The sequence below is a fragment of the Bradyrhizobium uaiense genome (assembly GCF_010811875.1).
Taxonomy (GTDB): domain Bacteria; phylum Pseudomonadota; class Alphaproteobacteria; order Rhizobiales; family Xanthobacteraceae; genus Bradyrhizobium; species Bradyrhizobium uaiense.
The window spans coordinates 19,815-30,501 of the sequence record NZ_VKHP01000103.1 but is presented as its reverse complement, the minus strand read 5'-3'; the positions used below and the strand labels follow the sequence as shown (position 1 = coordinate 30,501).

12 protein-coding genes are annotated in these 10,687 nt (G+C 64.6%); 2 read left to right on the top strand and 10 right to left on the bottom strand.

Features of this window, described 5'->3' with window-relative positions:
* The first annotated feature begins 149 nt into the window (after positions 1 to 149).
* Positions 150 to 539 (top strand): RidA family protein, encoded by a 390-nt coding sequence (locus FNJ47_RS23480; protein WP_163157354.1) that lies wholly within the window; start codon positions 150 to 152, stop codon positions 537 to 539.
* A gap of 40 nt (positions 540 to 579) precedes the next feature.
* Entirely contained in the window at positions 580 to 2,022 is a 1,443-nt protein-coding gene (locus FNJ47_RS23475) for a homospermidine synthase (RefSeq protein ID WP_175068408.1), read from the top strand.
* Between the two features lie 110 nt (positions 2,023 to 2,132).
* Here FNJ47_RS23475 and FNJ47_RS23470 read toward each other — a convergent pair whose 3' ends face one another.
* From FNJ47_RS23470 to FNJ47_RS23425, 10 genes are all read right to left on the bottom strand, one after another.
* Positions 2,133 to 2,873, bottom strand: a complete 741-nt coding sequence (locus FNJ47_RS23470) for an acetoacetate decarboxylase (RefSeq protein ID WP_163157350.1) — start codon at positions 2,871 to 2,873, stop codon at positions 2,133 to 2,135.
* A 119-nt stretch (positions 2,874 to 2,992) separates the two neighbouring features.
* Positions 2,993 to 3,322, bottom strand: a complete 330-nt coding sequence (locus tag FNJ47_RS23465) for a hypothetical protein (RefSeq protein WP_163157348.1) — start codon at positions 3,320 to 3,322, stop codon at positions 2,993 to 2,995.
* Between the two features lie 183 nt (positions 3,323 to 3,505).
* Positions 3,506 to 4,222, bottom strand: a complete 717-nt coding sequence (locus tag FNJ47_RS23460; RefSeq protein WP_163157346.1) for an MgtC/SapB family protein — start codon at positions 4,220 to 4,222, stop codon at positions 3,506 to 3,508.
* Positions 4,223 to 4,252: 30 nt separating this feature from the next.
* Positions 4,253 to 5,272 carry a WD40 repeat domain-containing protein gene (locus FNJ47_RS23455; protein ID WP_163157344.1) on the bottom strand — a complete coding sequence of 340 codons (1,020 nt, stop codon included), beginning with the start codon at positions 5,270 to 5,272 and terminating at the stop codon, positions 4,253 to 4,255.
* On the bottom strand, positions 5,272 to 6,324 hold the full coding sequence (locus FNJ47_RS23450) for a CobW family GTP-binding protein (protein WP_163157342.1): 1,053 nt from the start codon (positions 6,322 to 6,324) through the stop codon (positions 5,272 to 5,274). The genes FNJ47_RS23455 and FNJ47_RS23450 overlap by 1 nt, the downstream gene beginning before the upstream one ends.
* Before the next feature lie 108 nt (positions 6,325 to 6,432).
* On the bottom strand, positions 6,433 to 7,305 hold the full coding sequence (locus FNJ47_RS23445) for a metal ABC transporter substrate-binding protein (RefSeq protein ID WP_163157340.1): 873 nt from the start codon (positions 7,303 to 7,305) through the stop codon (positions 6,433 to 6,435).
* 5 nt (positions 7,306 to 7,310) lie between these two features.
* Positions 7,311 to 8,180, bottom strand: a complete 870-nt coding sequence (locus FNJ47_RS23440; RefSeq protein WP_163157338.1) for a metal ABC transporter permease — start codon at positions 8,178 to 8,180, stop codon at positions 7,311 to 7,313.
* A 5-nt stretch (positions 8,181 to 8,185) separates the two neighbouring features.
* Positions 8,186 to 8,941, bottom strand: coding sequence for an ATP-binding cassette domain-containing protein (locus FNJ47_RS23435; RefSeq protein ID WP_163157336.1), 756 nt, complete (start codon positions 8,939 to 8,941; stop codon positions 8,186 to 8,188).
* A 5-nt stretch (positions 8,942 to 8,946) separates the two neighbouring features.
* Entirely contained in the window at positions 8,947 to 9,141 is a 195-nt protein-coding gene (locus FNJ47_RS23430; protein ID WP_163157334.1) for a hypothetical protein, read from the bottom strand.
* A 600-nt stretch (positions 9,142 to 9,741) separates the two neighbouring features.
* Entirely contained in the window at positions 9,742 to 10,659 is a 918-nt protein-coding gene (locus FNJ47_RS23425; protein ID WP_163157332.1) for a LysR family transcriptional regulator, read from the bottom strand.
* Positions 10,660 to 10,687: the final 28 nt, after the last annotated feature.

The window sequence follows — 10,687 nt, the reverse complement described above, 5'->3', positions numbered from 1 at the left end:
ACGGCGCGGCTGTGGCGTGCGGGCTTCTCGAAGGGCGAGCCGGTGGAAATCAGGCGGCGGGGCATGTTGGACCTCGACGGAAAAGGCGTTGCGCGGGGTTTACGGGCATTTTTGCCGCCCGCGCAACGCCTTTTCCGTCGAGGTCCAACATGCCCCGCCGCCTGATTTCCACCGGCTCGCCCTTCGAGAAGACCGCAGGCTACAGCCGCGCCGTGATCGACGGCGATTTCGCCTTCGTCGCCGGAACCACCGGCTACGACTACACCACAATGACCATGCCTGATGATGTCACGAGCCAGTCACGGAACTGCTTCAAGACCATCGAGGCTGCCCTCACGGAGGGCGGCTTCACGATGGCCGACATCGTCCGCGCGACCTACTACCTCACCGACGTCAACGACGCGGACGCCCATTTCGCAGTCTGCGGCGAAGTCCTCGGCGACATCCGCCCGGCGGCGACCTTGCTGATCGTGGCCGGGCTCCTGAAGCCCGAGATGAAGGTCGAGATCGAAGTCACCGCGAAGCGACGTACCCCCTGATCCACTCTACCAGCCGCTAGGCACTCTCCTGGAGAAAATGATGAGTCCCTCCTCGCAGATCTACGCGAAAGTCACCGGCCCCATTGTCATGATCGGCTTCGGCTCGATCGGCAAAGGCACCTTGCCGCTGATCGAGCGGCACCTCGATTACGACAAGTCGCGCGTCACCGTGATCGATCCCAAGGACGAGGGCCGCAGGGCACATTGCGAGAAGCACAATGTGAAATTCATCCAGAAGGCCGTGACCAAGGACAATTATCGCGAGTTGCTGACGCCGCTGCTCACCGAAGGCGGCGGCCAGGGCTTTTGCGTCAATCTGTCGGTCGATACCGGCTCGACCGACATCATGGAGCTCTGCAACGAAGTCGGCGCGCTCTATATCGACACCGTCAACGAGCCCTGGCTCGGCTTCTATTTCGATTCGTCGAAGGGGCCGGAAGCGCGCTCCAACTACGCCCTGCGCGAAGTGACGCTGGCCGCCAAGAAGGCGCGCCCCACAGGCTCGACGACGGCCGTCTCCTGCTGCGGCGCCAATCCCGGCATGGTCTCCTTCTTCGTCAAGCAGGCGCTGCTCAATGTCGCCGCCGATCTGAAGCTCAATGCCCCCAAGCCGAAGACCAAGGCCGAATGGGCGGACTTGATGCGGCAGGCCGGTATCAAGGGCATCCACATCGCCGAACGCGACACCCAGCGCGCCAAGTCGCCGAAAGAGCCTGATGTCTTCGTCAATACCTGGTCGGTGGAAGGTTTCCTCTCGGAAGGCGTACAGCCGTCCGAACTCGGCTGGGGCACCCATGAAAAATGGATGCCCGAGAATGCGCATACCCACGAGGCCGGCTGCGGCGCTGCCATCTATCTGATGCAGCCCGGCGCCAACACGCGCGTGCGCACCTGGTGCCCGACCCGCGGCGCGCAGTACGGCTTCCTCGTCACCCACAACGAATCGATCTCGATCGCCGATTACTTCACGGTGCATGACGCTTCGGGCAAGGCGGTCTATCGGCCGACCTGCCACTATGCCTATCATCCGGCCGACGATGCCGTGCTGTCGCTGCACGAGATGTTCGGCCGCGCAGCGAAGATGCAGGAGAAGCACCACATCCTCGATGAGAACGAAATCGTCGACGGCATCGACGAGCTCGGCGTGCTGCTCTTCGGCCATGACAACAACGCCTACTGGTACGGCTCGCAGCTCTCGATCGAAGAGACCCGCAAGCTCGCGCCCTACCAGAACGCGACCGGCCTGCAGGTGACCTCCGCCGTGCTCGGCGGTATGGTGTGGGCACTGGAGAACCCGAACGAGGGCATCGTCGAAGCCGACGAGATGGACTTCGATCGCCTGCTGGAGATCCAGCTGCCGTATCTCGGCCCGGTGAAGGGTTTCTACACCGACTGGACCCCGCTGACGGATCGTCCGGGTCTGTTCCCGGAAGACATCGACACCAGCGATCCCTGGCAGTTCAAGAATATCCTGGTGCGCTGAGAGGCCTTCCAGGCAAAATCTCGAAAACAACCCCATGCACAGTAGCCGGCGGTGGGCCGGCTCTCGTCATTCCGGGCTGGCCCGAAGGGCCAGGCCGGAATGACCGCCGCTCACCTCGCCATGTAGTCGAATGCGACCGAGCCAAGGCCGAGCGTCAGATCCGCCTTGTAGTGCAGCGCCGAGACCACTTCGCGCACCGGCAGGCGGGCGACGTCGCACAGCGCGTGCGGGAACAGGCCGAGCGCGGCAGGGCCGGTCCAGGCTTCCTTCAGCACGATATCGTCGAGTTGAAAGCGCACCAGCTCGCAGATCCGCGGGCTGCCGTCGACATGGGGGATGATCTTCAAAATAAAGTTCGGCGCCTTCATTGCGTTCAGGACGGTGTCGTGATCGACCTTGCGGTATTTGTAGCCCATCGTGGCGGAGGCGCAGAGCACCGAGCCGTAATGCAGCGAGCCGACCAGCACGTCGCTCTCTACCGCGATCTTCGGCCGCGCCAGCTTCTTCGGAAATCCCCACAGCTCGCGGCCGCCGGCGATCGGGGCCTCGTCGTCGAGATACATGGCGTGGGTGTAGGCCCCGACCTCGCCCTTGAAGCGGACCGGGATCACCTGCCCGGTCTCGGTATAGTCGCCGAAGCCGGTCGAGTCCGGCATGCGGATGAATTCATACTTCACCACGGGCTCGACGACCTCGAGCGGCTCCGGCACCACGGCCGCGAGGGCTTCGGGGTCGGTCTTGTAGGTGATGATGAAATATTCGCGGTCGAAGAACCGGTACGGCCCCGGCGGAAACGACGGGTTGGTGAGCGGCATTGAATAGGCGGTGCGCCTGATATCCTCGATCTTCATGGATGGCCCCATCTGTCGTTGGCAAGACGACGGATTATGGCGGGCGGGGATGACGGAGGCGAGACCGTATAATCGGCAGCGTCAGTCAAATGCGCGTCACAATGCACTGACCGGAGCGCCTATTTCTTTTCGATCGGCGGCGCGGTCTTCTCGGCGGGCGCTGGCGGCAGCACCGGCTTGGCGCCGGCCTTCTGCGCTTCGTCGTCGGGACGAGCAGGTTGCGGCGCAGGCGTGGTCGGCCGCTCGCCGCCCGGCTTCGATTCGGCAGGTGCCGTCGTCTTCTGCGGCTCCGGCGTCGGAGTCGTCTGCAGCGGCTGGGTCGCCTGCGCCATCTCCTGCGGCGCCGCGTTGATGGCATGCAGCGACAGCACCGCGATCGCGACGCCCGCCGCGACCAATGTCGAGGCGATCAGGATGTCCGTCCGCAATCTGGTCCGATCCGCAGCCATCTCGTTCACCCGCGTAGTGTCAGCGAAGTCAACGATCCTGCCACGGCAAGGTTCCTGGGCGCGGCCAGCGGGAACCCCGCGACAGAGCCTTTTTCGTTCCGATTGAATCGGAACGGGGCTTTGGATTTTGTTGTTAACGCGTTTTCTTCACGCGAACCGGTATCCGCTTCGCTCGAAAACGCCCTAATCCGTGGTGCTGATTTCCCATGTCGCGTGCCGCACGCCGGGCTGATGCTGCAGGTCGACGATCACGGCATTCAGCTCGTTGGGTTCGACCGCGGTCGAGACCAGCTCCGCCACGATTTCGAGGAAGTCGTCACCGGCCTCAACCACGTTGACATCGGCGACCGGATAGTTGGCGGCCTCGAGTTTCTCGACCAGGCGGTCGCGCATGTCGGGCAGCGCCTCGGGGGTCACCGCGAGCTTGAAATAGTAGGTCGCCTCCAACGCCTTCTCGTTCAGCGGGATGCGGTTGATGGCGTTGACCAGCGGACGCAGCAGCGTGTTGCCGGCGATCACGAACACGGTCAACGCCGCCGCCTGCGCCACCAGATCGGCTCCGGCGCAGGAGCCGACCGCGGCCGAAGCCCACAGCGTCGCCGCAGTGTTGAGGCCGCGCACGTCCATGCCCTGCTTCATGATGACGCCGGCGCCGAGGAAGCCGATCCCCGACACCACATAGGCGATCACCCGGACCGCGCCATCGGCACCGGCCAGATGCATCGCCAGGTCGACGAAGGCGGCCGCCCCGACTGCGACCAGCACGTTGGTGCGCAGGCCCGCGGTGCGCTGCCGGTACTGCCGCTCGGCGCCGATCAAAGTGCCGAGCACGAAGGCTGACGTCAGGCTGACCAGCGTGTCGAGGAAGTCGGCGAGCTGGAATGTCGTGAGGAATCGCATGGCATCTACCCGGCTGGATGCAGCGATCTCTTACATTTCCAGAATGCCCGCGTCACCATCTTCCGTGCCGAAGGCGAGCAGCGTGCCCTTGGCATTCCACCCCAACGCGGACACCGCCGTACCGGCATTCCGCCGCACCAGGATCTCGGCGCCGTCCTCGAGCCGGACCATCAGCACGGTGCCGTCGGCATAGCCGACCGCCATGATGTCGTTCTTCGGATGGCAGGCGACCACCGCGACCCGCGCCGGCATCGGCGCCAGCATCGCCGGCTCCTTGCCCATCGGCCCGTCCTTGCTGGTGAACGGCCAGACGATCACGGTGTCGGCGCCCGAGGTCGCGAGCCCCTTGCCGCCGACGCTCCATGACATCGAGCGCACGCGGCCGGGATAGCCGCTCATCCGCATGTGCCTGTTGTCGGCGAGCCGCCAGCCATGCATCGCGGCCTCGTGCATCGCGGTGACCAGAAACTTGTTGTCCGGGCTGAAAGAGACCGCGAGATGCGAGCCGGCCCATTCCAGGAATTCCGGATTGGCGGCCATGTTGGGAAACCACAAGGTCACGCCGTTGTAATGCGCGATCGCCAGCCGCAGGCCTTTCGGCGCGAACGCCAGCCCGCCGACGGTCGACGGCACCTCGAAGGTTTTCTCCTCGCCCTTGGGATTGCGCACGAAAGCGGTCTTGCCCGCCGACCACGCCACGGTGCCGTCGCCATGCAGCGCGACATTGTCGATCCAGCGCCGCTTGGCGTCGGTCGTGATGATGGCGGTCTCGCCCTTGGCGTCGATCGCGATCAGCTTGCCGTCGTCACCACCGGTGACGAGGCGCTTGCCGTCGGAGGCCGCGCAGAGGATGGCGCCGAAATGCGTCTCCGTGCGCGTGATCTCGCCGTCGGCGGTCGCGATCGCCACACACTCCTCGGCGCCGACGAAGAACGCGCGGTCGCCGAGGAAATGCACCGAGCCCACAGCCGCGCCAAGCGGAAGCTGCTTGACGCGATCGGTGATCGAAACGATGGAAGAAGGGGCCTCGCCCGGATCGAACTCTTTCATCACGTGGTGATGCACTGCTCGAAGCCGTCGCGGATCGCCTGCTCAGGCAGTTCGCGACCGATGAACACGACGCGGCTCTCGCGCTTCTCGCCGTCCTTCCATTTCCGCTGGTGGTCGCCCTCCAGCATCATGTGGACGCCCTGGAACACGTAGCGGTCGTCATCGCCGGTGAAGGCGAGGATGCCCTTCGAGCGCAGGATCTTCTGGCCCTCGGTGGCGACGAGGTTCTGCAGCCAGGGCATGAACTTGGTCGGGTCGAGCGGCTTCTCCGAGCGCAGCGACAGCGATTGCATGTCCTCGTCGTGATAGTGCTTCAGGCCGCCATGGCTATGATCATGGTGATGGTGGTGGTCATGGTCATGGTGATGATGATCGTGGTCATGATCGTGATCGTCGCCGGCCTCGAGGAAATCGGGCTCGATTTCGAGAATACGGTCGAGGTCGAATGCGCCGCGCTCCAGCACGTCGGTCAACCCGACCTGGCAGCGCTCGGTGCGATGCAGTTTTGCGTACGGATTGATGCCCCGGATGCGGGCCTCGACCTCGGCGAGCTCGGGCTTGGACACCAGGTCGGTCTTGTTCAGCACGATGACATCGGCGAACGCGATCTGGTTCTTGGCTTCCGGCGCGTCCTTCAGGCGATCGCTCAGCCATTTGGCATCGGCGACGGTCACGACTGCATCGAGCCGGGCGTTCTTCTGCACGTCCTCGTCGACGAAGAAGGTCTGCGCGACCGGCGCCGGATCGGCAAGGCCGGTGGTCTCGACGATGATGGCGTCGAACTTGCCCTTGCGCTTCATCAACCCGTCCATGATGCGGACGAGGTCGCCGCGCACCGTGCAGCAGACGCAGCCATTGTTCATCTCGAACACTTCCTCATCGGCGCCGATGATGAGGTCGTTGTCGATGCCGATCTCGCCGAATTCGTTGACGATGACGGCGTATTTCTTGCCGTGGTTTTCCGACAGGATGCGGTTGAGCAAGGTGGTCTTGCCGGCGCCGAGATAGCCCGTCAGCACGGTCACTGGAATTTTTTGCGAAGCTTCAGCCATAACAACTCCGAAGGAACTCTATGTTTGAGCATGATCTTATCGGAAAACCGGACCCCACTTTTCCGGATCATGCTAGGCGGCGCTCGACCCGGCAAGGAGGCCCCTGCCCTAGTTGGCGAGCGCGCTGGTCAGGGCCTTTATATTGTGCCTAACCATATCAATGTAAGTGGGTGCATCGCCCTTTTCGGCCGTCAAACTGTCCGAATAAAGGGTCCCGCCGACCCGGGCACCGGTCTCGGCCGCGATCCGCTCGATCAGGCGGGGATCGCTGATATTTTCGAGAAAAACTGCCGGAATTTTCGCAAGCTTGATCTGAGCGATGATGGCCGCAATATCGCGCGCGCTGGGCTCGGAATCGGTGGAGATCGAGAGCGGCGAGAAGAACGTGATCCCGTAGGCATCGGCGAAATAGCCGAAGGCGCTGTGGGTCGAGATCACCTTGCGCCGCGCCTCCGGCACGCGTCCCACCGCCTCATGCACCTCGCGGTCGAGCGCCTCGAGCTTGGCCAGATAGGCGTCGGCATTGGCCTTGAAGACGGCTGCCTGATCGGGCGCCACCGCGATCAGCCCGTCGCGAATATTGATCACATAGATCTTCGCATTGGCCACGGATTGCCAGGCATGCGGATCGTCATGGCCGCCCATCTTCCGCGGCATGATGCCCTTGGTTGCCACCGCGACCGGCGCTTTGCTGCCGGACGCCTGCAGCAGCCGCGGCATCCAGCCCTCGAAGCCGAGGCCGTTGATGACCAGCAGCCTGGCGTCGGCGACCTTCTTGGCATCCGCAGGCGTCGGCGCGTAGACATGCGCATCGCCATCGGGCCCGACCAGCGCCGTCACGTCGACGCTGTTGCCGCCGACATTGCGCACCATGTCGGCGAGGATCGAGAAACTCGCGACGACATTGATGCGCTCAGCAGCGCGCGCCGGTCCGCTCGCCAGCATCAGCGCCAGACCAATCAAACCCAACAACCGTCGCATCGCACTCATGCCTCGAGATGACGGCCGGGAAACAGCTGCCGCACCAGGCCACTGACATTGCCGAACAAGAGCGACACAATATAGAGCCCCGCTGCAACCAGGATGATCGCCGGGCCGCAGGGAATCCGGGTCTGGTACGACAGCACCAGCCCGGCATAACCCGACAGCATCGCGCTCGCGACCGCAATGCAGATCATGGTGGTGATGTCACGCGACCAGAATCGCGCAATGCCCGCGGGCAGGATCATCAGCCCGACGCCCAGCAGCGTGCCGAGCGCATGGAAGCCGTTGACGAGGTTGACCACCACCAGCGCGAGGAAGGCAAGATGCGCCGGCGCGCCGGCCCGGCTCACGGTACGCAGGAAGACCGGATCGACGCATTCGATCACCAGCGGCCGATAGATCACCGCAAGCACCAGCAGCGTGATTGTGGCGTTGAACGCGATCACCAGCAGGGTCTGGTCGTCCATCGCCAGAATATTGCCGAACAGCACGTGCAGCAGGTCGATATTGGTGCCCTTGATCGATACGATGGTGACGCCGAGCGCGAGCGAGACCAGATAGAAGGTCGCCAGCGAAGCGTCCTCCTTCAACTCGGTGGTGCGCGCGACGAGGCCCGCGAGCAGCGCTACCGCAAAGCCCGCGATCAGGCCGCCGGTGGTCATCGCGAACAGATTGAGCCCCGAGATCAGGAAACCGATCGCGGCGCCCGGCAGGATCGCATGCGCCATGGCGTCGCCGACCAGGCTCATCCGCCGCAGCATCAGGAATACGCCGATCGGCGCGCCGCCGAGCGACAGTGCGATTACGGCCGCCAGCGCGCGGCGCATGAACTCGAATTCGGTGAAGGGCGTAATCAGCGCGTCAGTCAGCATCGGCGTCAGGCAGCCCTCGAGCGCGGATCGACGGCGCAGGCGCCGGCTGAGTCGTCGAACGCCTCGCACATCCGCATCGCGACCGTCAGATTCTCCGGGGTCAACGCCTCTGCGGTCGGTCCCCATTCCACCGGGCCGCGCGCCAGCAGCAGCGTTTCCGGGAAATTGTTGCGCACCATGTCGAGGTCGTGCAGCGCCGCCAGCACCGTGCGGCCTTCGCCATTCCAGCGCTTCACCAGCGCCAGCAAATCGGCGGTGGTCTTGGCGTCGATGGCGTTGAAGGGTTCGTCGAGCACGATCAGGCGCGCGTCCTGCAACAGCACGCGCGCGAACAGCATGCGCTGCATCTGGCCGCCGGACAAAGTGCCGATCGGCCGGTTCTCGAAGCCGTTGAGGCCGACGGCGGCGAGCGCCGCCAAAATCTTGTCGCGCGCGGCCTTGCCGATGCCGCCGAAGAAGCCGGTCGAGCGCCACAGCCCGGTTCCGACGAAATCGAACACCGAGATCGGGAAGGTCCGGTCGATGTCGGCGGATTGCGGCAGATAGGCGATGTCGCGATGGTCGAGCCCGTCGAGATCGATCACGCCCGACAGCGGCTTGAGCACGCCGGCGATGCCGCGCAGCAGCGTCGACTTGCCGGCGCCGTTCGGTCCGATCACGGCGAGCAGCGCGCCCGCTTCGACCGCGCCATTGAGATGGTGCACCGCCGGATGGCGGTCATAGCCGAGGGTGACGTCGCGGAAGGTGACAAGAGCAGCCACTGATCTCACCTCATCGCCAGCCAGATGACGGCCCACAGGCAGGCGGAGACCGCGAGCGCCGCCGAGAGCCGGGCCGGCACCGGCATGCGCAGGATCGACCAGTGCGCGGTCTGGGCCGGATGCGCGTGCGGTGCGTGGCTGTGCCCGTGGGGATGGGCGTGGCCGTGATGGGGGTGGTCGTGGGTGTGCGTATGCGCCATGGGGAAATTGTTATATTATAACATAACGCGAGTCCACCAACGAGGAACTCATGGCCGATCCGCAAAACCGGGAGGAAGAGGGCGAAGTCTAGGTAAGTTAGGCGGGCGCAGGCCAAGCCCTGCTCTCCGCCGTCGTCCTGGCTTTCGCCAGGACGACGATCAGGACAGTTCTCGCAGTCTACTGGCACACCGGCGCAGTCAGTTTTGGGTCAGCTGGTCTTGCCGACCAATACGCCCGCTGACTGAGCTCCGCTTCGTTTGTCGCGGGAGCACATACGTAGCTCGTCTTGCCAACGCACATGGGCGAACCAATCGAGTAGATGAGGTTGTCGTAGATGCAATAACTGCCGATCCCGGACGGCAGATCGGTCGGCGGCGCCGTGGAGCCCCCAAAATAGGGCTGCGATGAAGCGCCTGGCGTCCTGTCCTGTGCCGCGGCCGCATGAAGGGAAATCAAAAGCGTCAGACACGTGACGATGCGTAGCATGGTCCCTCCGGTCAAAGAATGCCGGCGAAGCGTCGGGCGACTTCCGGCGGGGGAAGCGCACAGTAGCCGCGGCGGAATCGCTAGCAGGGTAATATGACACTTGCTTTGCATCGTCACGCCTCCCGCGCGTAGCCCTTCAACCTCGCCTCGATCACCGCAATCACCTGGTCGCGGACCGGATCGCGCGAGCCTTTCAGCCAGGCTGCAGCGAGTGGCAGGCGGCCGACGGCACTGCCACGCTTGAGGCGGAGCGGAATGAAGCGCACGCCCGGGATCGCCATCCGCGCGGTCCAGCGCGGAACGATGGCGACGCCGAGCCTTGCTGCGACCATGTTGACGATGGTCTGCTTCTCGTCTGCGATCTCCTGGATGCGGGGCGTCAGCCCGGCCTCGTCGAACAGCTTTGTCGTGAGATCATGGCTGTGCGGCCGCGAACGGCGCTCCGGCACGATCAAGGGCTGATCCGCGATATCCGGCAGCACGATCTGCTTGCGCCGCACTAGCGCGTGCTTGTGCGACAGCGCCACCACCGCGGTTTCCTGCAGCAGCGGGACGAACTCGATGCGCCGGTCGGGCCGCTCCGGCGGCCGCACGAAGGCGAGATCGAGTGCACCGGACAGCAGCTTCGGCAGCAGCCGGATGGTCTTCTCCTCGAGCAGTTGCACGGCGACGTCGGGATGGGCGGCGCGGAGGTCGCGCAGCAGCGGCGGCAGCAGGCCGGCCGCAGCACTGTCGATCGCGCCTATCCGGAAGCGTCGCGCCTGAGGCTTGCGCAACCGCCTGCGAAAACCGTTCTCGATCGCTTCGGCCCGGCCGAGCAGTGCCCGTCCCTCGCGCAGCAGGGTGGCGCCGTCTTCGGTCAGCGACACCGCCCGCGTGGTGCGCGCGAACAGCCGCACCCCGAGATCCTCTTCCAGGAGCTTGATGTGGCGCCCCAGCGCCGACGGCATCATCTGCAAGCGCTGCGCGGCACGGCCGAAATGCAGTTCCTCGGCCGCCGCCACGAAGCAGCGAAGCTGGTGCAGTTCCAAGACGTCGTATCCTTTCACCCGCCGTCAT